19 protein-coding genes are annotated in these 24,010 nt (G+C 30.8%); 13 read left to right on the forward strand and 6 right to left on the reverse strand.

What is annotated here, in order from left to right:
* Nucleotides 1–170: 170 nt before the first annotated feature.
* Nucleotides 171–956, reverse strand: a complete 786-nt coding sequence (locus tag ACEN2F_RS12610; RefSeq protein WP_441739597.1) for a response regulator — start codon at nucleotides 954–956, stop codon at nucleotides 171–173.
* 222 nt (nucleotides 957–1,178) lie between these two features.
* On the opposite strand from ACEN2F_RS12610, the gene ACEN2F_RS12615 reads away from it, so the two are divergent.
* The 7 genes from ACEN2F_RS12615 to ACEN2F_RS12645 all read left to right on the forward strand — a co-directional run bounded on the left by ACEN2F_RS12615 (nucleotide 1,179) and on the right by ACEN2F_RS12645 (nucleotide 4,265).
* On the forward strand, nucleotides 1,179–1,346 hold the full coding sequence (locus tag ACEN2F_RS12615) for a hypothetical protein (protein ID WP_441739599.1): 168 nt from the start codon (nucleotides 1,179–1,181) through the stop codon (nucleotides 1,344–1,346).
* Between the two features lie 15 nt (nucleotides 1,347–1,361).
* Entirely contained in the window at nucleotides 1,362–1,700 is a 339-nt protein-coding gene (locus tag ACEN2F_RS12620) for a hypothetical protein (RefSeq protein WP_441739601.1), read from the forward strand.
* 38 nt (nucleotides 1,701–1,738) lie between these two features.
* Complete coding sequence (locus ACEN2F_RS12625; protein WP_441739604.1) at nucleotides 1,739–1,981, forward strand: PAS domain-containing protein; 243 nt, start codon at nucleotides 1,739–1,741, stop codon at nucleotides 1,979–1,981.
* A gap of 85 nt (nucleotides 1,982–2,066) precedes the next feature.
* Nucleotides 2,067–2,513, forward strand: a complete 447-nt coding sequence (locus ACEN2F_RS12630) for a PAS domain-containing protein (RefSeq protein ID WP_441739711.1) — start codon at nucleotides 2,067–2,069, stop codon at nucleotides 2,511–2,513.
* Nucleotides 2,514–2,657: 144 nt separating this feature from the next.
* On the forward strand, nucleotides 2,658–2,993 hold the full coding sequence (locus ACEN2F_RS12635; RefSeq protein WP_441739607.1) for an ATP-binding protein: 336 nt from the start codon (nucleotides 2,658–2,660) through the stop codon (nucleotides 2,991–2,993).
* Nucleotides 2,994–3,061: 68 nt separating this feature from the next.
* Entirely contained in the window at nucleotides 3,062–3,166 is a 105-nt protein-coding gene (locus ACEN2F_RS12640) for a hypothetical protein (RefSeq protein ID WP_441739713.1), read from the forward strand.
* Complete coding sequence (locus ACEN2F_RS12645; protein ID WP_441739610.1) at nucleotides 3,153–4,265, forward strand: ATP-binding response regulator; 1,113 nt, start codon at nucleotides 3,153–3,155, stop codon at nucleotides 4,263–4,265. The genes ACEN2F_RS12640 and ACEN2F_RS12645 overlap by 14 nt, the downstream gene beginning before the upstream one ends.
* A gap of 622 nt (nucleotides 4,266–4,887) precedes the next feature.
* On the opposite strand, the gene ACEN2F_RS12650 is transcribed toward ACEN2F_RS12645, so the two are convergent.
* Both ACEN2F_RS12650 and ACEN2F_RS12655 read right to left on the reverse strand, forming a co-directional pair.
* Nucleotides 4,888–5,988 carry a Fic family protein gene (locus ACEN2F_RS12650; protein WP_441739613.1) on the reverse strand — a complete coding sequence of 367 codons (1,101 nt, stop codon included), beginning with the start codon at nucleotides 5,986–5,988 and terminating at the stop codon, nucleotides 4,888–4,890.
* 443 nt (nucleotides 5,989–6,431) lie between these two features.
* Complete coding sequence (locus tag ACEN2F_RS12655; RefSeq protein ID WP_441739616.1) at nucleotides 6,432–6,737, reverse strand: hypothetical protein; 306 nt, start codon at nucleotides 6,735–6,737, stop codon at nucleotides 6,432–6,434.
* A gap of 614 nt (nucleotides 6,738–7,351) precedes the next feature.
* Here ACEN2F_RS12655 and ACEN2F_RS12660 point away from each other — a divergent pair.
* Nucleotides 7,352–10,444, forward strand: a complete 3,093-nt coding sequence (locus ACEN2F_RS12660; protein ID WP_441739618.1) for a P-loop NTPase — start codon at nucleotides 7,352–7,354, stop codon at nucleotides 10,442–10,444.
* A 221-nt stretch (nucleotides 10,445–10,665) separates the two neighbouring features.
* Here ACEN2F_RS12660 and ACEN2F_RS12665 read toward each other — a convergent pair whose 3' ends face one another.
* Together ACEN2F_RS12665 and ACEN2F_RS12670 are read right to left on the reverse strand one after the other, a co-directional pair.
* A complete protein-coding gene (locus ACEN2F_RS12665; RefSeq protein ID WP_441739620.1) occupies nucleotides 10,666–11,955 on the reverse strand; it encodes an SEC-C domain-containing protein in 1,290 nt (429 codons plus the stop codon).
* A gap of 203 nt (nucleotides 11,956–12,158) precedes the next feature.
* Nucleotides 12,159–12,452, reverse strand: a complete 294-nt coding sequence (locus ACEN2F_RS12670) for a hypothetical protein (protein WP_441739623.1) — start codon at nucleotides 12,450–12,452, stop codon at nucleotides 12,159–12,161.
* Between the two features lie 492 nt (nucleotides 12,453–12,944).
* Here ACEN2F_RS12670 and ACEN2F_RS12675 point away from each other — a divergent pair, with 492 nt between their 5' ends.
* The 5 genes from ACEN2F_RS12675 to ACEN2F_RS12695 are packed head-to-tail and all read left to right on the forward strand — an operon-like array spanning nucleotide 12,945 to nucleotide 22,588.
* A complete protein-coding gene (locus ACEN2F_RS12675; RefSeq protein ID WP_441739626.1) occupies nucleotides 12,945–14,525 on the forward strand; it encodes a type I restriction-modification system subunit M in 1,581 nt (526 codons plus the stop codon).
* Nucleotides 14,522–15,808, forward strand: a complete 1,287-nt coding sequence (locus ACEN2F_RS12680; protein ID WP_441739629.1) for a restriction endonuclease subunit S — start codon at nucleotides 14,522–14,524, stop codon at nucleotides 15,806–15,808. The genes ACEN2F_RS12675 and ACEN2F_RS12680 overlap by 4 nt, the downstream gene beginning before the upstream one ends.
* Before the next feature lie 2 nt (nucleotides 15,809–15,810).
* On the forward strand, nucleotides 15,811–17,949 hold the full coding sequence (locus ACEN2F_RS12685; protein ID WP_441739632.1) for an McrB family protein: 2,139 nt from the start codon (nucleotides 15,811–15,813) through the stop codon (nucleotides 17,947–17,949).
* Nucleotides 17,949–19,382: a 5-methylcytosine restriction system specificity protein McrC gene (locus tag ACEN2F_RS12690; RefSeq protein ID WP_441739634.1), complete on the forward strand. Its 1,434-nt coding sequence runs from the start codon at nucleotides 17,949–17,951 to the stop codon at nucleotides 19,380–19,382. Before ACEN2F_RS12685 ends, ACEN2F_RS12690 begins: the two co-directional genes overlap by 1 nt.
* 2 nt (nucleotides 19,383–19,384) lie before the next feature.
* Nucleotides 19,385–22,588 (forward strand): type I restriction endonuclease subunit R, encoded by a 3,204-nt coding sequence (locus ACEN2F_RS12695; RefSeq protein WP_441739637.1) that lies wholly within the window; start codon nucleotides 19,385–19,387, stop codon nucleotides 22,586–22,588.
* A gap of 73 nt (nucleotides 22,589–22,661) precedes the next feature.
* On the opposite strand, the gene ACEN2F_RS12700 is transcribed toward ACEN2F_RS12695, so the two are convergent.
* Nucleotides 22,662–23,888 (reverse strand): hypothetical protein, encoded by a 1,227-nt coding sequence (locus ACEN2F_RS12700; protein WP_441739640.1) that lies wholly within the window; start codon nucleotides 23,886–23,888, stop codon nucleotides 22,662–22,664.
* Nucleotides 23,889–24,010: the final 122 nt, after the last annotated feature.

Raw genomic sequence — 24,010 nt, forward strand, 5'->3', positions numbered from 1 at the left:
TTAATTCAATTTTTAGCATACAATTAAAACAAGTTCTTTTTTTTATTGAATTTTTTTATCCTTTTTGATTCGAGTTTTGATTAGTATTACCTCTAACGCAACCTCAATCTTATAGAGCTTTCTTACTATTAAAATAAATAGTTCAAATTGATATTTCTTCCAGCTTAATTTTATAAGGTGTTTTGTTCAGCACTATGTTTCTCTATTGAAATAGATTTTATATAATCTCTTGGAGTTGTATTAAAGTAGGATTTAAAACTTGTAGAAAAATAAGAAAAGGAGCTAAATCCAGTTTCATTAACTATATACTGAATGTTTCTTTCTCCTAAATGAATTAGCCTGGCCGCATAATCTAGTCTAAATTCTCTAATATACTGACTGGTGTTTTTATTGGTGAGCTTCCTTACCTTTTTATCTAATGTTGATTTACTTATAAAAAGTTGATGTGACAAGTCATTTATGTCAATTTTTGATTTAATATTTTTTACTAAAATTTCATTTATGGAGATTATGAAATCTTTTTGAGATAATTTTATAGTTATTTTTGAAAACGGATCAGGGCTACATTTTTTTTCAATACTTCTTTTTAGATCTAGTAGATTATTAATTTTGTAGATAAGTTCATTAACTTTAAATGGTTTTATTATAAAATCATTTACTCCATTTTTTAATTGCTGAAACTTGGTTTCTTCGTCTATTTTTGCTGTAATTACAATAAATGGAATGGTACTAAATTTATTGTTTTTACGAATTTTAACAAATAACTCTTCACCACCCATCATCGGCATCATCAAATCGCTTATAATAATATCGGGTGTTTTTTTATCTAGATATTTAAATGCCTCAACGCCATTCTTTAGCCAAATGACTTCAAAATCATTGAGCACTAATAGTTCTGAAATGGAGCTTCCTAAAGCTAAATCATCTTCTATTAAAACAATTTTTAATTTATGCATTTTCATTCCACTAAAGTAACAATTCTTACTTTAATTTAAAGTTTTATATTTTTAAATTATGAGTAATTAAGAACGTTTTTTTAAAAATTATAGTACGTTTATATTTTAAGGGATAAAAACAACGAAAAATATAGAAGTAAAATCTTCTTTTGAACTTTTGATTGCTAGTGAATACTGAATCAAATAGATCAAAAGTACTACAATAAAAATGTACACAAAACAATGAAAAATCATTTATTAGGTCTTTCTATTGCTAATAATAAACGGCTAAAGGAATCTTGTATTGATGATGCTTTACGTCAATGTGCAGTAGTGCTTGGAGAGAGTCAAGGAATTGATAGATGTTATGTTTTAGAAATAGAAAAACATTCAATCAATTATTATTATTAGCGACTTAACAATAAAATGAATACTGTATCTAATAAAGCTAAATTTAGAAATGAAATAGGTAAAGAGCTACTTAAAATCTATGGTGCTTTATTTAAGGATGAACCGATTCATGGAGTAGTTAAGGAATCTAATTCACCATCGTTTTATAAAATCATGAATTCTCGAAAAGTACAAACGTATGTTTTTATACCCATTTTTAGTAATCCAGCGTTTTGGAGTCGGTTGGCTTATCAAGATTATACAAATCAAATAAAATGGATTATTGAAGGAATTCAATCACTGCATTTATTAGCTGAAAATATAGGAATTAGATTGAAACATGATAGAATATTGCGGAGTTCGATACTAAATTAGAAAAGCTCAATTTTTATAAAGATGATTACCAGCATGGTATGTGGGAATTAGATTTGATGACATTCGAGGCTAAATTTTCAAATTATTGGGCTGGATTGCTCGGATACACGATTGAGGAGTTTGAACACAGTTATGATTTTTGGAAAAATAATGTTCATCGGGATGATGTTATGCGTGTAGAAAAAGAATTTTACGATTACATTTTAAATTATTTAGAAACGTATGAAGTAGTCTTTCGAATGAAGCATAAAAAAAGGAAATTATGTTTGGTTAAAATTTGATGAGTCAATCAAAAGAGATCTTAGCGGAAATTCAATTAAAATCATTGGAAATCAAAGTGATGGAAATGAGAGTAACAAAAGAAAAATTAAATTAGAAGTAGCAGAAAATAAATTCAGACGCATCACTGAAAAAACATCTGATATAATTTGCCAACATATTATTGATGGCGTTTTGTATTATGTATCAAAGTCGTCAAGAGAAATTTTAGGATACGAGCCGTCAGAAATGATTAACAAAATTGGCTTAGATTTTATTCATATTGATGATTTTTCAGTTTTAAAAAATGCATGTCGAGAATTTATAAAAACAGCCAAAAATATTCCAGTAACCTATCGATTTAGAAAAAAAAACAATTCCTATGTTTGGCTTGAAACAACTTCAAGAAATATAATTAATCAAGATAATGTTATAATAGGGATACAAACTTCTAGCAGGGATGTTATTGAAAGGATTAAAAGGGAACAAGAATTAAAAATGGCACTTGCAAATGAAAATGAATTTAACGATAACAAATTTAAATTTTGTCCATAGCATCTCATCAGTTTAGAGCGTCACTAACTGTTATATATTGGAATTTAGAGCTGATTAACATGAAAATTAATCATTGTGGAAAAAAAATAGCCGATTCAGTTGAATTTAGTACGGATAGAATAAAAAATGAAGTAGACAGGATTAATGACTAATATTTTAGTTTTTGGAAAATATGAATCGATAAATAATCAACAGGATTTAAAACCTATTGATTTTAAGGTATTTATGAAAAAACTAGTCAATACTTATTTTAGTAATGTTGTCCATAATCGAAAAATTAATTTAAAACTTATAATTAAAAGCCGTTTAATTCTTATAAAAAAAGCCTTGACTATTCATGTTTTAACAAATTTAATTGATAATGCATTGAAATATTCTACTGGTAAACCAGATCCATCACTTATCATTACGTATTTAGAAAGCGAAATAGAAATACAGGTTAGTGATTTTGGCATAGGAATTCCAGAAAATGAAATTTAAAATTTATTTACCTCTTTTTTAGAGCTTCAAATACAAATATTATTTCAGGTTCGGGGCTAGGTTTATTTATTGCAAAAAAAATTACAGAATTTCTAAACGGAAAAATTGAATTAAAAACGAAAGAAGGTTCTAGCACCGAAATAAAATTAATATTCCCTTATGAACAAAAATAAAATTTTACTTGTTGATGACGAGTTAAATATTAGAGAAACTATTGTAGAGCTTTTAATTTATCAAAATTATGATGTAAAAGCAGCTGCTAACGGTCAAGAAGCATTAGATCTTTTAGAATATTGGGTCCCAGACTTAATAATATGCGATATCATGATGCCAGTTATGGATGGAATTGTACTTCATGAGATCATTCAAGAAACTGAATCTTTAAGTTTTATTCCATTTATCTTTTTGACAGCAAAAAAAGAAAATAATTTGATGCGTAAATGTTTGCTCGACGGTGTTGATTATTTTTTATCTAAACCATTTAAAATAAAAGAATTATTAAAAATAATTGAAACAAAAATTGATCGGTTTGAGAAAATAAAGAATACTCATAAAAATTTATATGCTGGTCAAAAAAAGTATTTTTTACATGAAATAAATACACCCCTAAATGGAATTTTAGGTTCCATCGAAATCTTGATTAAACATATAAAAGATTTTGATCAAAAGCAGGTTTCGGAGTTTTATGAAGCAATCAAAATATCGGGGGAACGACTGAATAGGACTATGCAAAATATAATTCTATATCAAAATCTAAAAAATAATTTATACCAGACTAAAGAATCCTTTGAGTGTGAAATAGCAATAATTTTTACGGATGTAAAAACAAAACTTTTTCAGATGCATGAAGATCCAGAGCAAAGAATAAGCTATTCTGTAGATGAAGCAAACTTAAAAATTGATAAAGAAGATTTACATTTTATTCTTTTTGAATTAATAGATAATGCTTTGAAGTTTTCTGAGGATGGTAAAGCTGTCATTGTATCTGGAAAACGATACAATGACGAGTATTATGAAGTAGTTATTAAAGATTTAGGAATTGGATTCAGTGAACAGGAATTAAAAAAAATAGGTGCAGCACAACAATTCAAGAGAGAAGAAAGAGAACAACAAGGATTAGGCTTAGGACTATTTCTAAGTAAAATGATGATTAAAAGATCAAACGGTGTATTCAGCATTATTTCAAAAGAAGGGGAAGGTTCAACAGTAAAGATATTCCTTCCCTTGGAGACTATAAAAAGTCGTAGCATTGCGGAATTACAAACTATTTAGGTAAAGTCTTGATTATAATTATTGAGATGGATATGCAAATAAAAATTGCATAGTAAGTTAAGCTATATTTTTGTAATTAATTTGATTATTAAATTCTTCAATAATTGCATAATTCCCTAAATATTACGTAGCGAAATGTTTCAATAGGTAGCATCATCTGTCCACGGTTGTTGCCCATTCGATGTGGGCAACAAAATTAAAATTTTTTAAAAACAAAAAATCCCTTTAAATTAAAGGGATTGCGTGCGTTATGTTGATGTATGTTTTGTTATAAAATGTGTATTTATTTTCCGATACAGAAATTAATATCCTATATTTTATAATACCTAATAGGTTATGAGGTACAGTATGGGAATAATTATTTTTTATTTTTTACGGAAATTAGCAATTTTATTGCGAAAAAAATATCAATTGTTCCTTGTCCGTTAATCATTCCTGAATTTTATCAGTTAAATCAATACTTTGCAAAAGTATTAATAAAAACGGTGTCCTTTTGTATGTTTTTTTAAAGAGAAAATCAGCCCGCTTTTTGGTCAAATTTGGTGCTAATTTCCGTAAAATCTGCCGTTAAAACATTAATAAATTGATTTACAGTTGTTTAAATGTTTTAATGCGGAATTTTTTATAGGCTAACAGTATAGGATGTACTTCTTCCTCCTTTATCATCTTTCATTAAAATTCCTTTTGAAATTAGATCTTGAATATCTCTTAAAGCCGTATCGGGTGAACATTTTGTAATCTTTGCCCATTTTGTTGTCGTCAATTTCCCTTCAAAGCCATCTAGCATTTTGTTGAGAAGAATTTTTTGTCTTTCATTCAATGGCGTGTTGTTTTGTTTTTCCCAGAAACCAGCTTTTAATAGAACTTGTTCCAAAGTGGTATTCGTTGCATGTAAGGCAGCTAATAAGTTTTCGAAAAACCACAATAACCAATTGGTAATATCTAGGTTCCCTTTTTGTGTTTGTTCTAAAATGGTATAGTATTCATTCCGTTGTAAAAGAATTTGTGCCGACATACTGTAAAATCGTTTTGAACTGCCATCAGCCTTGCACAATTGCATATCAGTTAAAGCACGCGCGATTCTGCCGTTGCCATCATCAAAAGGGTGGAGGGTGATAAACCATAAATGGGCAATTCCTGCTTTTAATACTGGATCTAAGGTTTTCTCATTGTTAAACCAATCTAAAAACTGGTTCATTTCTTTTTCTAAAAGAATTGCATCGGGAGCTTGGAAATGTACTTTCTCTTTTCCAAATCCACCAGAAACAACTTGCATGGAGCCATTATCGTCTTTTCTTAATTGACCTACATTAATTTTGTACATCCCGCTTCTTCCAGTCGGGAATAGACAGTTATGCCATCCATATAATCGATCTTTTGATAAGGGATCGGTAAAGTTCTGGGTAGCATCCAGCATCATTTCAACTACACCATCAACATTTCTATTGGAAGGAATAAGTCCAGCAATATCCATTCCTAATCTTCTGGCAATGGAAGAGCGTACTTGATCTGTATTTAGAATTTCTCCTTCTATTTCAGAAGATTTAAGAATATCTATGGTCAATATGTCTAATAGGGCTTGTTCTTGCAATACAAACCCCATTGCTTCCATTTTCCCCATAAGTTTGCCTTGCCTGTTTCTTACCTCTCCTAATAGTGTTTGTAAAAAGGTTCCATCCCAAATAAAGGATGGCCAATTTTCATTTTGATAGATATATTTCATATTCTCCGCATTATTTGCGGTAAATATAATACTTATTCTCCGCTTTCTGTTATATTCTCCGCAAATAGCGCGGAGAATAAACTGTTTAATTACCGCATTACCACTAAATTTTGCAATTATTTTAAATCTACATTTGTAATTTGAGTAAAATTTATGAATGTTGGGCTTTACAGCTTTTTTGATATATAAAAGTAAAAATATATTCAACGAATATGAGAGATCTAAATAGAATAAAAACCAACAATTGAAAAATTAGAAAAACTTTGGCTTGTAAATCCTGATATTAGATTTGGTCAAATAATTATGAATATAATTATTAATATAAGAGCCTAGTCCCAAATTCTTCTATATGGAAGATGATGAGTTTTTAAAAAAGCTTTACGAAATTCAGAAACAATCAAATGAAAATCAAAAACAGTAAAAATGATAACGAACGGCTGTCTTTAATTTTCTTTACGTTTCATTCCATCAAATATTTTCGGGTCATTAGTTTGTAAATAAGCTAAAATTTTTTCGGGGCTGGGCTTTTGCACTAAATTGAATTGCCCTTTTAAACGATGGCCGTTTAAAATAATCAACATATTTTCTTGTATTTGTTTATCTTTCTCTTCTTTTTTAGTTAAGGTTATAATATTTACTAATGGCTCCTTTGTTAAGATGGTGCTTTGATTTAATCTTTTCAGTATTAATTCCTGTATTTCCATCAACTTATCTACTTTTAAAATCAGGGTTTTTAATTCGCTTTCCATAAGTTTTAATTTTTTAATTATTTATAAATCATTAAAAATAAACATTAAAAGATTAGTACGGGCTAATACTTTTTTTAAAGTTCTAAATTGTACTTTATTGTATTTCATATGTTTCAGCAATTGAATATATGCGCAAATACTGGAATGGATATTACGACAATGCGCTATAGAAAAGATTAAAATTATACGTTACCAAAAAGTAAAATCATCAATTGTAAAAAAAATATCAAAAAAAAACGCCATTTACGGTTTCCCGTAAAATTATGAATTAAAAAGTATTAATATTTGTAAAAAATCAGGTATAACTATATATAAATAATCTTGTTAAAATCATTTATATATGGTAGGTTTGGTATAAGAAATGGAATACTGATTAGAAAAAAATCAAGCTGTTACAGAAAACAGTAAAGTGATGAAAAATGTTTGATTTTTTATGGTATTAGATGGATGATTGTGGTTTTAGGCTCATCTTTGTTGTAAATTGCACATCAATGCTAGTGTCGCGGGGACATATTCGTGGTATCTGGTATTCAAAATAAGGTATAGATACATTATTTGTTATTTTAGGATGTCAATTCAATTATAAATATAAACCGTTACAAAAAGTAATAATTATGAGTGATTCAAAATTACCTAAACCATTAATAGATGGTATTAAAGACGGAAATATTATTCTTTTTTTAGGTGCTGGTGCAGCTTTCGATTCAATCCATAAAGACGGAAAAAAACCACCAACCGGAACTCAATTAGCTGATTTAATTGCTGAAAAATTTTTAAGTTCCGACTATTTAGGTAAGGACTTGCAATATGTCTCAGAGCTTGCAATTAGTGAAACAGATTTATTTAAAGTACAAAAATTTGTCGCTGACATTTTTATTGAGTTTAAGCCTGGAGAACACCATAATTTAATCCCTATGTATAAGTGGCATTCGATTTATACAACGAATTATGATCTAATAATTGAAGAAGCATACGAGAGAAATCATAAAAAACAACAGGAACTAGCAACATTCGTGAAAAATGGTGAACGAATTATTGATAAAATGATATTTCCTAATTCAGTAATGTATAATAAATTACATGGATCTATTACTGACATTGATGATAAAGAATTACCTTTAATTCTAACGCCTGATCAATATATTGAGCATCGTGAAAATAGAAACCGACTTTTTAATAGATTAGAAGAATCTTCGTATGAGCAACCCATCGTATTTGTTGGTTTTAGTTTTGCTGATGCAGACATTAGATTTACCCTAAAACATTTAGAAAAAATAGGTAATATTCGTCCACGATCATATATGGTAGGTCCTAATATTACAGACGCGGAACAAAGATTATGGGATCTAAAGAAAATCTCTACTATAAAATTGTCCTTTAAAGATTTTATGCAAGAAATAAAATCTTGTATCTCAGAAAATGAAAGAATTTTAAGTACCATTATCATAGAAAAACCTACTCATTTAATAATGAGCAGATTTTTATCAGGGGTGGCAAGCCCTAGTGAGCGATTGATAAAGTTTTTAGATAATGATGTGGTTTATATTCATGCTGATTTGCCAGAAAAAAATACTAGCCCACAAGAGTTTTATAAAGGATATTTTGATGGATGGGATCCCATTATCAAAAATTATGATGTCGAGCGAAACATAAAAGATTCTATTTTATCTGAAGTTTTTTTAATTGAAGAAAATCAAAGAATTTCCCAACAAGAATTATATTTGATAAAAGGCAATGCTGGTTCTGGAAAGACAGTTTTATTGCATCGATTGGCATGGGATGCGGCAGTTATATATGAAAGATTATGTCTATACTATAAGACAGATAATAAAATTGAATATGATAGGCTTTCGGAGTTATTTTTATTATCAAAAGAAAGAATCTACTTGTTTGTAGATAATATCACAGAAAGGACTGATGACATAGAATACATATTAACCAGAGCAAAAAAAGATAACGTTTTACTGACTATTATTTCAGCTGAAAGAGTAAATATTTGGAATGTTAATGGTGAAAGATTAAGCGGTTATCTAACAAGAGATTATACTTTACAATATTTAAAGGATAAAGAAATCGAAAAACTGATTGAATTACTAACTAAATATAAGTCGCTTGGATATTTGCAAGGAAAAACTAATGATCAACAAAAAGAGGCATTATCTGAAAAAGCTGGAAGGGAATTGCTAGTTGCTCTATACGAGGCCACAGCAGGTAAGCCGTTTGCTGATATTGTAATGGATGAATATAATTCTATACCAAATGAAGAAGCAAAAAATTTGTACTTATCTATTTGTATTTTCCACCGAATTGGATCATATGCGCGTGCAGGAATAATTTCTAGACTTCATGGAATTAATTTTACTTATTTTAAAGAGCATCTTTTTAAACCTTTGGAATCTGTTGTTTATCACAAAAGAAATTATGAAATCAATGATTTTGTATTTTGCAGTCGCCATCAGTATATAGCTGAATTGGTCTTTGAGCAAGTACTCGTTGATTTAGATGCACGTCATAACAGATATGTAAATATTATCTCAAAATTAGATATTGATTATGATAGTGATAGACAAGTATTTACTGCATTGATTAATGCTAGAAGTTTACTAAGTATATTTAAGGATGTATTAATGATCCGATCAATATATAAAACTGCTTATAGAAATGTTGGAGAAATTGCTTCAGTTATGCAACAGGAATCTATATTTGAGATGAATGCAGAAGGCGGAAATTTAGAAAAAGCTTCATTATTGTTAGATCGAGCACATGAAATTGATCCCCAGAATGGATTCATCGCTCATTCTAAAGCTGAATTTCTTTATAAAAAAGCTGAAAAATCGAATCAAAAATTAGTGATTAATAATTTACTATTAAGTGCAAAAGAAATTTGCAATGACATAATTTCAAACAAACGAAGCAAAAATATAGTACATGCATATCACACGTTATTAAAAATATGTTTATTAGAATTAAAAAACTCAATAAATGATCTTAGTGACACAATTGAAATAAAAATTCAACAATTTGAAAAAACATTAAATAAAGCAAAATTAATTTATCCCAAAGAAAGTTTTTTTCATGACGCAGAAGCAAGCTTTAATAAACTTATAAATAATACACCCCGAGCATTAGAAAGTTTAAAAGCTGCTTTTGCGACTAATATACGCAGTCCTTATTTGGCTACTCGACTGTGCAATTATTACATTGAAGAAGGCTTAATTGAAGAAGGCTTATCAGTTTTGGACACTGCGCTCGCTGAAAATGAAAATGATAAGGACTTAAATTATAAATATGCCAAGCTGTTAGCAGAAAAGGCTCCTGAAAGAAATATAGACCTAAAACATTATTTAAGAAAATCTTTTACAAAAGGAGATAAAAGATACGATCAGCAATTTTGGTATGCCCGATGTTTATACCTGTTAGGGGAAAAAGAACCAGCTATGGAATATTTTAATTATCTGAAAGAAGTTGCGTTGGATGTAAGAATAAAAAGAAAATTACATGGACATATAACCGATGATGGTAAAAATAAAGTATATGAGGGTACGATAACGAAGATTGAAAACTCTTTTGGATTTATTAAAAAAGATTTTACCGGCGATTCATTATATTTTAGCAGGCACATACCTGATAGCATAAGGTATAATTCACGAGTAAAATTTAATATTGCGTTTAATTATAATGGGCCAATTGCTGAAATAATTGAATAACCCTGACTGCAAGGGATAAGTAACTAAGAAGGAGTTCAGAATCCGTAAGAGAATCATCAAGAGACCAAAATCATTTTTTTGAAAGACTTATTGACTGAATAAAAACTGCTCATTTAATAATGTGTCAATTGAAATTGCTGAATATGTATCAAATACATTTTCATTTTCCATAATTGTTTATTTTTTTTGCATTATGTTTAATGGCTGTTGTGAGAAGTTTTTTATGATTCGAAAAGCAAAAATTTACCACTAAATATTTTCATGTCTTTTTCGTGTTTTTCTATTGCTTTAATTGTACTTTCAGTATTTTTGAAATTCTTATTTCTTATTTGCTCTAGTTTCGTATTTTGTAAATTCTTTAGAATTAAATATTGGTGAATTAGTTCTTCATGAATAATTTTTTTTTGAACAGGTACTATTACGCTTTCTAATTTTTTAATTGTATCATCTAGATAATTTATTAGATTTACTGCACTTAAAGATATTTTATTTAATTTTTTGTTTAAATCTTTTTCTCCAGATATTTCTTCAGGTTTAAATATTGGTTGAAGTTTATTGTTCATTATAGATTTAATTCTTAATCTCCAATTGTCAATTAAATACTTAGGAATTAAATTTTCGTATTTCACAGAAATTTTTTCTAATAGAATATTATAAATTTCTTCTAATTCCTTTAAATTATTTTCGGTAATATTTCTGTTATGAGCTTCTTCACGCCTTAGAATGTTTAAACGGTCAATAATTGTTTCAAAATTTTCTCTGCTTCTGAAAAGGTGTTTAAACTCAATCCAATGAGTAAGTGTAATTTTTTTTAATTGCAATATGTATGTATAGTTTATGAGAATCTTACCATCGAAAATTTTTTCGCCAAATTGTTCATAATAAGTTGTTTTTATTGATTCTCCAATTTTGTTGTTTAATGCAATGTTCCACCAATCACTTCCATATTTTTCAAATAAAATGCTTTCTATTGCATATCTAAGTGAAATTTCAATTTCCGAAATTATTCTTTTTGCAATTCCTAATCTATAGTCGTTGGTATTTTCAGTAAATAGAGTAGACTTAAGCCAATCAATGGAATTGCCTTGACCTATTTGTTTTGCAGTATCTTTATAAGATAAAGCGTTTAAAATTTCGATGTCGTTTTTATCATATGCTCTTGCAGCATAATAATTAATTTTTAAATTTTCAAAACTATCTTCTTTTAAAAAGCCATGCATAAAACCTATTATTGTTGCAATTTCACCTTTCACATCAATTGAGTTTTCTGAATATGAATAAAATTTACATTCAATTGTATTCTCATTTAGTATTGTTAAGCCTTTAACCAATATTTTTTTACGAGATTCTAAGAGTTTGTCATAATTTTCCAAACCACTTTTAAGCCATACTAATATTGTCTTTATAGTTGGTTGAATTTCTTCATTAATTTGGGAATTAACGTTCATACAACATTTTTTATATTTTAAACCACTTCCGCAATGACAAGTGTCATTTCTATTGTATTTCATCGTTTCGTCAAAATTTATTACAACCGATATTTACTCACTACAAAATACTATATTTAACTAAGTCTTTTAGTTGCTTTCAAATATATACAACTTTTATTATGCATTTCAATTGAATGGAGGTGATTTCTTTTATTTTTGTGGTTTACAAATAGGAAATAGTTTCTTGATTTATTTTGTTGGTGATTTAGGGATTTGTCCTGTTCTTACTTTTCTCTTAACCAAGCATCTGAAAATTTCTCTCTAAATTCCTCAAATATTTCTTCAAATCTAATATATCCTGCATCTTTCAATTTATCAGAGAATTCAATAGCATTTCCTTTACCTGCAATAGCAGACCAATAGTATTTTAGCATACCTGCAGCATCATTTTGATTTTCTAATCTTGTAATGGTTAAACGAACTCCTTGTTTAATCTGGTTTGATGCAGTAGAAGTCAGAATTGGCTCAAATACTCTTTCTTGGAGGAAATTCATAATTTCCATTTGTTTCGTTGTCATTTTATAAATAAATTTTACGTTAAATGAATCTTTAATGTATTTTTAATTTTTAAGGATCTCATGATCAAGTTAACTACCAACTTGCATATAAACATAATAAGCCTTCATTAATCCCCCTTCGTAAGTAAGTTGAATTAGCGAAGTTTGTTTCTCATTATTGTTTTATCAAAAATATAAAAAAAACTTTACAAATAATTAAGGAACTTTAATTTATATTTAAATCTTCAAGTAGTAATTTTTTACAAAATAAATATATGTTGCGCTACTTCTTTAATTATATTCGTAAGAAGAATTAGACAATATATTTTATGCATAATTCATAATTAGACAAACTTAGAATGTCATAAAGTGCATATTTTTATTATGATTAAGAGAAAAATAATGATAAATATTTAACCCTTTACGGTTTTCCTCAATACTCTTAATGAAATAATTAGTTACTTTAGCCATTCAACAAAGAATCTGAATAAATACAAGCTTTTACAATATTTCATGACCCAAGAACAAATAAAGAATTTAGAAAAAGAATTGTGGGATGCTGCCGATGAATTAAGAGGTAATTCTAAATTAACGGCTGCCGAATACAAAGACCCTTTACTGGGATTAGTACTTTTACGCTTTGCGCAAAACCGTTACGAAGATGCCAAAATTGCTTTAACTAATTCATTACCTATAAACCCAAGAACGGGGGTACAACGCGAAGCAACCAAAGATGATTATGCAGCCGCGGGAGCCATTATGTTACCCGAAAAAGCAAAATACGATTTCCTTGCTGCGCTACCTGAAAGTGAAGATATCGCCGAAGCCATCAACAATGCGATGAAATTGATAGAGGCAGAATATCCTGATTTAGCGGGTATTCTTCCTAAAAGCTATCAAGAATTTGAAGATAAATTATTACGAGACTTGGTTCGTGTTTTTAATAAAGATGCGGTACGCCATGCCAAAGGCGATGTCTTTGGTCGTATCTACGAGTTTTTCTTAATGAAATTCTCCATGCAGGGAGCCGGTGCTCAAGAAGGTGGAGAATTTTTTACGCCCCCATCATTGGTAAACTTGATTGTAAATTTCATTCAACCCAATCACGGTATCATACACGATCCCGCTTGCGGATCAGGCGGTATGTTTGTACAAACCGCTCATTTTATACAAGATCATGAAAATAAAAGTGTCAACGAAGCCATTACGGTTTATGGAACTGAGCTAAAAAGCAATAATGCTAAACTGGCTAAAATGAACTTAGCCATTCACGGTATTGAAGGCAAAATCATTGAAGGGAACAGTTTTTATACCAACCCACATAATCTTACCGAAAAGTGCGATTTTGTGATGGCTAATCCTCCCTTTAACGTGGACAAGGTCGATGCCAAAAACAAATTCCTGGCTGAAGACGAACGCCTTCCTTTTGGAGCACCGCTTACCGGAAATGGTACCGTAAGTAATGGAAATTACCTTTGGATGCAATATTTCTATTCGTATCTCAACAAAACAGGACGTGCCGGTTTTGTCATGGCGTCCTCGGCAACTGATGCAGGAAATGCCGAAAAAAGGATACGCAAAGAACTCATAGAAACTGGAGCGGTAGAATGTATCGTCTCAGTAGGAAACAACTTTTTCTATACCCGCTCGTTGCCTTGCCATGTTTGGTTTTACAACAAAGGTAAAAAACCAGAGAACGAAAAGAAAATCCTGATGATTGATGCGCGTAACACTTTCCGAAAAGTGACAACAACCATCAATGACTTTAGCGAAGAACAACTAGAAGGACTTACCGCCATCATGCAACTCTTTCGTGGCGAAAAACTAAAAGTAAGCAAAGACAACACTTGGTTTAACGAAAAATTCCCAACAGGAAAATATGCTGATGTAGAAGGTCTTTGCAAAATAGTGGATCTCGAAGAAGTTACTGCCCAGGATTACAGCCTTACTCCCGGCCGCTATGTTGGGGTAGTAGTTGAACTAGATATGGATTTTGATTACCATGGTCGTATGTCCGAAATTCACAAAGAACTGGCGACTTTGAATGAAGAAGCGAATGCCTTGATGCAACAAATTCAAAGTGTAGCATTATGAGAGAGGGATGGAAAGAAGTAACCATTGAAAAAATTTCATCAAAATTAGGAGACGGTTTACACGGAACCCCTAAATATGATGATAATGGGGAATATTATTTTATTAATGGAAATAATCTCCAAAATGGCAAAATTATAATCAAAGCAGAAACGAAAAAAATATCATTTTTTGAGTATAATAAAATTAAAAAAAAATTAAACGACAGGACTCTTTTAGTTGCAATTAATGGAACAATCGGAAATGTAGGTTTATATACTGGAGAAAAAGTTGCACTAGGTAAAAGCGCATGTTATTTTAATGTAATCGATTCTGTAGAAAAGAACTACATAAGATATGTTTTAGAAAGTTCCGCATTTCAAAACTATGCACAATTATTTGCAACTGGTGCAACAATTAAAAATTTATCATTAAAAGCAATGAGAAGTTTTAGTTTTCACCTCCCAGAACTCCAAACCCAACGCAAAATAGCCTCCATTTTATCATCTTATGATGATTTGATCGAAAACAACCTAAGACGCATTCAATTATTAGAAGAAAAAGCCCAACTTACTTACGAGGAATGGTTTGTAAAAATGCGTTTCCCAGGGTATGAAACGGCCAAATTGGATGAAGTTACGGGATTACCTGAGGGGTGGGAGAAAGTTAAGTTGGGTGAATTATTAGAAGTAACTTCTAGTAAGCGAATATTCCTATCAGATTATGTCGAGGAAGGAATTCCTTTCTATAGAGGGAAAGAGATTATTCTAAAAAGTAAAAATGAGACAATTAATGATTTGCTATATATTTCGAAAAACAAATTTGAAGAAATCAAAAAGAAATATGATTTACCCAAAACAGGAGATATTTTAGTTACTGCTGTTGGAACTTTAGGATATCCTTATTTAGTAACAGAAAGTGATGGTGATTTTTATTTCAAAGATGGAAATTTAATTTGGCTAAAAAATAGTCAATTAATTAGTTCAACGTACCTGATTTGTTGTTTCAAAAATGAAAATTTTCAATCTAATTTGAAAAACACTGCTATTGGCTCAAGCCAAAAAGCATTGACTATTTCGAGTTTAAAAGATATTTTGATTTTAAATCCTAAAAGTGAAATCCAATTGGACTTTGATTCTTTAATAATACCGTTATATAATAGTATTGAAAATCTCCAAAACCAAAAGCGCCTTCTCAAAGAAACTCGCAATATTTTATTGCCAAGGTTAATGAGTGGGATGATTGATGTGGAGGAAATAACAGTACAAGTTTTGGAGGAGATGGGTAATATACAAACTACTGAGTAAATATGAAATATTGGATATTATCTCCTAATGTAAAAAATGGAGAAAATGAATCAGAATGGAAAAAAGTGATTCAAGATTTAGGCTATGCCTTTATAGGTTATCAAGACGATCATAAATATGGTGAGTTATTTAAAAATGGTATTCAAATAGGCGATGCTATTTTATTGGCTCAGGGCCAAAATTCAAATAAAGTACCTTACTTATGCGGAATTGTTTCCGCAAGCGCTAAATGGGAACATTTAAAAAACACACCTAGTAGAGCTCAAAATAGAAAATTAGACAGCTGTATTTCAAAAAAAGAATTAGAGGAGTTAGGATTAGATTTTAATGATAGTACTTGGGGAGAATCGAAACAACCTGCTACTTTGTATGCGCTTAAACCTAATGAAAATTCAAAAGATTTACGAATTGTAAATAAACTTCAAAATGCTATTCGTAGAAAAAGAATAGGAACTCTTATGGGAAAAATTAAACTGAGTAAAAGTAGAGAGTTGGAAATCAAAAACATGTGGGTAAAATTCAAAGAACCTTACTTCAATGACCAACAAAAAAATATTTCTATAAGAAATCAGGTAGAAGAACTTATTGAGGAATGGAATAAATACAAGTCAAAAATAAAAGACGATAGTCTCTCAATTGACGATTATACCAACCGATTAAATAAAGATATTGAACAAATGCCTGGTGGTTATTTATGTAATTTTTTGGAAAGGACTACTAGCACTTTTTTTGGTTCTTCAAAACCAGGTAACGCAAATAATTTTGAAATAAAATTAAATAGCGATGGACAAACGTTTACAATACGTAAAGACCTGAAAAATAATGAAAAAGAAAATAAAAATGATAAAGAGAAAGCAACTTTATTATTTGATGGTACAATTAAAGAGCTTTTAAAAAATATTGTAAATGCTGAAGAACCAATAGATAAAGTTCTATTAGTTGAAAATAGTGATTTTACCTCTAAACAAGTGTTACGTAAACTAGCGGTTTTAGACAATACAGAAGATTTTTTGTTTATTTATTCTAATGATATTATAAATGCTTTGCATCATGAATTTATTGATAGTGAAGAATCTGCAAACCTTGGGAAAAATTATGAGATAAGAGCTGTTGTCAACCAAATTTTGGATATAAACAAAAATGATGTAGTTGAATCTGTTTTACTTTCTTGGTTTTTATGGAAATATGCCAACACCCAAAGTATTGCCGATGAAAACACACCAAACGTAATATTATATGGCCCTCCCGGAACGGGCAAAACCTATGCGGTAAAACAAAGTTTGAATTTTATTTGCCAAGGAGACCGCAGCCGTTATGAGTTTGTACAGTTTCATCCTTCCTTTACTTATGAAGACTTCATTGAAGGCATCAAACCCAAAGGCGTTTCAAAAGACGGAAATATTAAGTTTGAACTGGTAGATGGAATTTTTAAACGTTTTTGCAAAAAAGCCAAAGCAAATCCAGATAAGAAATTTTACTTTGTTGTTGATGAAATTAACAGAGCCAATCTATCATCGGTATTTGGAGAAACGCTATTGTGTTTAGAAAAAGACTACCGCCATGATGTTCAAAACAGCAACGATGAAAACCTTATTAAAACACAGTATTCGACTTTAATCGAAGAAATGATAAAAGAGGATCCTGCTAAGGAAGAATTAGCCTATCATTTTAAGGATGGTAACGCTTATTTTGGCGTACCTAACAATGTGTTCTTCATTGGTATGATGAACGATGTAGACAAAAGTATAGATGCTTTTGATTTGGCTTTACGCCGAAGATTCAAATGGATTAGAAAAGACTGTGATTATGAGGTAATTGAACAAGAAACGAAGTTTAGAAATGGGGAGGAATTCACTAATATGGATAGTTACGTAAAAGCATGTAGAAGCTTAAACGATTATATCAATACAAAACTTGGTCTAGGAAAATCGTATGAATTTGGACATTCATTTTTTATGAAAATACCTGCTATGGCAAGTAGAAAAGAAATTACAACCAAAAATTTAGAGAATTTATTTCAACTTCATTTAAGTCCAACGCTTAAGGAATACCTAAGAGCAATGTTTGCTGAAAGTGAGTTAGATGATAAGTTGGCAAAAGCATTAACGGAATTTACAAAACCTCTAATAGCAAAATCTTAATGCGCATAAACGTACCTACCAATCATAATTTTTATGAAGAAGCTCCTTTAACTGAAATTCAGTTAAAGGAGTACTTTGGTGTGCGCCTTGATAAAGAGGTAGTAAACGTAAAAAGCAATTTATTCAGTTCGACTTTTGAGTTTACTTCTAAAAGTAAATCATTAGAACAGGTACAAATTTTTGGTTTTAAAAATAATCGCAATAAGCTAGAAGAAGACGAACAACTAATACTTAAACTCTATTCTAAGGAATATCCTAAAGAAGAAAAGAGATACATTATTCAAACAGGATTATTTGCTGGTGTTTTATACCATAAAGGATGTCAATTTAACATCACAACTCCTTACGGCGAAACATTTTTGAATAGAATGTTAAACTTTATAAATGACGTCTATATTGACAATCAGGAAGCAAAAGCGTCAAAATCAAAAGACACAAACGAGTTTCAAAATATTATTGCCTATCTGTTTATTCAAGCTTTAGAAAAAGCTTCGGTAATGGGTTTACCCAAAGTATATCAAACCCAAACACAACGCAGCCATAAAGTAAGAGGGAAAATTGATGTAAATGCGTATTTAAAACATGATTTTCCATTTCAAGGTAAACTAACAACTTCGTTTAGAGAACAAGTATATGTTCAAGAAATTATTGATGTTCTATACCTTGCATGTAAAAAACTAGAACAAAGTTTTGGTAAAGAAATACATAGAAAAATTCATGGTATCTATCAGTTATTAAAACAAAATTATTCTGGTATTTATGCGCAGCATACCACTATTGAGAAAGCAAAAAATCATAGCGTGCTTCAAAATCCTATGTTTGGACCTTTTAAAAATGTATTAACCTATGCCGAAATTATTTTGAAAGACCAGAGTTTAGAAACTTTGAATCAAAAAGACAACTTAGCAACTACAGGCTATTTATTTGACATCTCTCAATTATTTGAAGTGTATCTTGAAAAGCTTTTAAGCAGGCATTTTTCTGATTGGTATGTTACCGGTCAAGAAGAGCTAAATGTGTATACGGACTTGTTTTATGGCCGTAAAATGTTTCCAGATTTAGTAATGAGGCATAAAGAAACGAATGAAATAATCGTTTTTGATGCCAAATTCAAGAAAATGAGGAGTATAAAAAAGGATGTGGATAGAAGTGATTTTTATCAAATACACTCCTATATTCAATATTACCAACCCAATGTTTTATTCGGTGGATTATTATTCCCTTTTTCTCAAAATATAGATACCGTAAAAGCACATTCAAAAAGTCTCTTTGCTAATGATAATAACACACATTCTTTTATCGTTGATGGAATTTTTATTCAAAAAGACATGAGTATGGAGGATATTTCAGTACGTGAAAATGAATTTTTATCGAGAATCGAAGAACTTATTGCTAAGTTTGAAATTAGTTATGATAAGCTATTAATAGAATAAATATGAGCTACGAATATTCAGAAGACGCCCTTATAGAACAAGCCACTCACGATGTATTAGAAGAGTTGGGTTGGAAAGTAGTCACCGCATGGACAAAAGAATCCTTCGGTGAGCATGGTTTATTAGGCCGTGAGAACAAATCGGAAGTGATTTTAAAACGTTATGTCATTCAGGCTTTGGCTAACCTAAATAGTGATTTACCCATTTCGGTTTATGAACAGGCGTATGAAATTCTGGCTCAAAAAGTCGCCGACAAAACCTTGGCGAGTATCAATAAAGACAAGTATGAGTTGCTCAAAAACGGGATTCCTGTAGTCTATACTAACGATACAGGCGAACTGATAAAAAAGAAACTCAAAATTTTTGATTATAATAATTACGCCAACAATCATTTTTTAGCGGTCCGCCAATTAGAGATTGTGGGAGAATTGTACAGTCGTCGTCCTGACGTAATTGGGTTTGTAAATGGTGTTCCTTTGGTTTTCTTCGAATTGAAAGGCCACCATACCGATTTACGCAATTCCTATAATGACAACATCAAAGATTATAAAGATACCATTGCACAGGTGTTTCATTCCAATGCATTTATTGTTTTGAGCAATGGTGTGGATAGTAAAGTAGGCACAGTGACAAGCCCATACAAATTCTTTTTAGACTGGAAACGTATCGAGGAAGAACAGGAAGGAGTGGTTAGCCTAGATACCATGCTGCGTGGAACTTGTGCACCGCATCGTTTAATGGATTTGTTTGAAAACTTTTTGTTATTTGATGAAAACAGTGGAGACGTGGTCAAATTGATGGCCAAAAACCACCAGTATATTGGGGTAAACAAAGTGTTGGAAAACGTTAGAAATATTGAAGACCTTCAAGGGAAATTAGGGGTCTATTGGCACACCCAAGGTAGTGGAAAGTCCTATTCTATGGTTTTCCTTTGCGAAAAAGTACACCGTAAATTCGGCGGTGCTTATACGTTCTTAATTGCTGTTGATAGAACCGAATTGGAAAATCAATTGTACGATACCTTTTCTGGAGCAGGCATCGTGAATGATAAAAATATTGTTGCGGGTAAAAAGACAGGAATTTCTGGAAGAGACCACCTGAGGGAATTACTCGCAGAAAATCACCGTTATGTATTTACTTTAATTCATAAATTCTCAATTGATCCGGAAAAAGAAACTGAATATCCGCTGATTACAGATCGTAAGAATATCATCGTAATTTCTGATGAAGCGCACCGTACACAAGGTGGAACTTATGCCAGAAACATGCGTTTTTTCGGTTTACCAAACGCTTCATTTTTAGGTTTTACGGGTACACCCATCATCAAAGACGAAGAAGAATTAACAAAAAATATTTTCGGAGAATATGTTTCTGTGTATGATTTCAAAAGAGCCATAGAAGACGAAGCTACACTACCATTACTCTATATTAACAGAGGAGAGAAATTAGGATTAGACAATCCTGAAATGGATGAAAAAATGGCCGAAATACTCGAAGATGAAAATATTGATGAAGATAAAAAGAAAAAATTATCTTATTTATTTCAAAAAAACTACCCAATTCTTACCGCCGAACGCAGATTAGATGATATTGCAAAAGACCTAGTTTGGCATTTTAACGAAAGAGGCTATCAAGGAAAGGCTATGTATGTAGCACTTGATAAACCAACAGCGGTACGTATGCATCAATTGGTAGTGAAATATTGGCCTTTATATTTAAAAGAACTGGAAGGGCGCATTACAAAAGCACAAGACCAACAAGAAGCACAAGAATTACAACGTAAATACAACAAGGTCGCCGAAACAGAAGTTTGCGTAGTGGTCAGTAGTGAGCAAAATGAAGTGGATAAATTCCGTAAAATGAATTTAGACATTGAGCAACATCGTCGTAAAATGGTGGAGCGCAATTTGGAAAAGGAATTTAAGGACGCTGAAAATCCGTTCCGTTTAGCCATTGTTTGTGCCATGTGGATCACTGGTTTTGATGCGCAATGTGTATCAACGGTCTATTTGGATAAACCAATTAAAGGGCATACGCTGATGCAAACCATTGCAAGGGCAAACCGCGTGTATGACGATGAAAAAGAGAATGGTTTGATCGTCGATTACGGAAACGTTTATAAAAAACTGGAACAGGCTTATTCTGTTTATGGAGAAGGTGGGAAAGGTAAAGGCGCTGGCAGCGGAAAAGCCGTTGAGGAAATTGCAGATCTGGTAAAGGAATTGAAAAAGGGCATCAAAGAAGTTGCGGAGTATTTGATTACGTTAAATTTCAAACTCTCAGATCTATTTGATGTAAAGCCAATGGACAAAATAGGTTTGTTAAAAAAGGCAGCTGATTGCATTTGCTTAAATGAAACAACCCGCACGAGTTTTGAAATGATGGCTCGTTCTGTATTTAGAAAATACAAAGCATTATTTCCGGAAGAAGAAGTTAAGCCTTACATCAAAGAGTTTAATGCTATTGATGCCATTTACAGTTTACTGAATCAAAATGTAAAATCGGCAGATGTGACCGAGATTATGATGCAGTTGCAAAGTATTGTGAACGATAGCGTGCACTTGAAAAAAACGGAAGCAAATGAACCGAAGCAAGAAGTTTATGTTGATTTGAGTAAATTGGATTTTGAAAAGTTGAAAGCAGCTTTTGCAAAAGCTCCTAATAAAAATACTGTAGTTTACGATTTGCAACAAGCCATAGATCAAAAACTACAACAAATGCTAAAAGAAAATCCGTTGCGTTTGGATTTTTATGAGCGATACAAAGAAATTGTAGCCGAATATAATAAGGGTAAATCCTTAGAAGATACCATTGCCACGTTTGACAAACTGAGTAATTATGTTACAGATTTGACCTTTGAGGAGCAACGAGCCATAAGGGAAAATCTTACGGACCAAGAGACACTGGCCATTTTTGATTTGCTTAGAGAAGGCAAAGAGCTTGAAGGTAAAGACCTCAAACAAGTTAAAAAAGTAGCTCAGGAAACACTTGAAAAACTGAAAGCAGAGAAATTAAAAATTGATCGTTGGAGAGAAAAAAGAGAAGTTACGGCACAAGTAAAAAGTGAGATTTACAATCAATTGTTATGGCTTCCTCAAGAAGTTTATACCGATGAAGAAGTAAGCCTTAAAACGGTTACAATCTATCAACATATCTATTCGAATTACTATGGTGCCGGGAATAGTGTGTATCAATCTCACCCTTAATAAGCGGGTAGTTTAGATTAGCTGTTTAATTTTATCAATTTTTAGGGCGGCCATTTTGTTTTAAAACATTCTATTATTCTTCGTCCAAATCTTCAAATAAATTAGGATGTAGGGCTTCTATTTTTAATACGCCTTCTTTAATTCTGAAGTGTCTTTCTTGGCCATTTCTAAGCAAACAATCAGCTATAACAATTTTTCCTTTAATGTAGTCTTTAACAAAAATTACTCTCTCGGTAACCGTACCCGCAGCATCTTTATAAGTTATTCTGTAATATTTATCCTTTTCAAACTCATAATCTTTGCTAAGGGTGAAATCTTGTTTGTCTTTTTTATATTCTGGTACTTTTTCTAAAATAATATCATCCAAACTAACCTGAATACCATTTAAATTAACTTTAGATAAATCAATTTTATTATAACTACTGCTGAAAAAATCATAGTAATTCAACGTATATTTGTAATGATTAAAGACTAAATCAGTTGCTTTAATATAGGTATGGTTTAATATTTTTCCACTTTCAAGTACTATATAATTATCCACTTCTAACTTTACAAATTTATTACTTGATATTAAAACACTTATTTCATCTATAGATTGGATTTCTGGAATTAGATTTACTGCTTCTATTGGCAAAAAGTCTTCTGAAAAAATACCTAATGAAGGGTTATACCATTTACATTTTAATAAGAAGAAAGAACTTACCTTCTTTTGGTTGCCGGACTTAGGATTATAGGTTGTTTTTTCTTCATTTTGCTTTATGTCAATAACTGTAAGTACTGGTGGAACAAAATCTAAGTGGGCATTAATTTTTTGAGATGACTTGTTTCCATTTTTTTCAAATGTTGATTTTTGTTTTCCAAGTTCAAAATCGCAGGATTTTAAAATAACTTGACGGTTCAAAAACTCCTTTTTTAAATCAATTATAGATGTTTTTTTTAAGTTCTCAATCCCAATGCTTTTCAAATCGTCTTCATCTCCAGTTTTTATTTCGACTAAATTGTTATCATCAGTAGAAGGTAATGAAGTAATAATTTTTTTTGTAATTGGTGTTAACTGTTCCGGATTGAACCAATAATTTTCAAATTTATGTGTCTTGTGAGAGTAAAAAATACATTTTATTTGTTTAGGTTTTTTCTCTCCAGTTTCTGTATCAAACTCTTTAGGATTGTTTAAAATTTCTGTAACAACTAATAATGGTGGTGTCATCTGAGCAAATGCAGATATTTTAACGTCAGTATTTCCAATACTATAGGGATGGTTTTTTAGAGAAAAAATAGCTCCAATTTTGATAGATGACATAGATTTGATTTGTTAAATATAGAAGCAAACTTAACAAAAAAAATCTTATATTTGTGAACCTTGTGCAGAAAAGCAGATTTTTTACAACTAGTTAGGACTAAAGGGCATTTTTGCTTTACTGA

The organism is Flavobacterium sp. W20_MBD1_R3 (assembly GCF_052119725.1).
Classification (GTDB): Bacteria; Bacteroidota; Bacteroidia; order Flavobacteriales; family Flavobacteriaceae; genus Flavobacterium.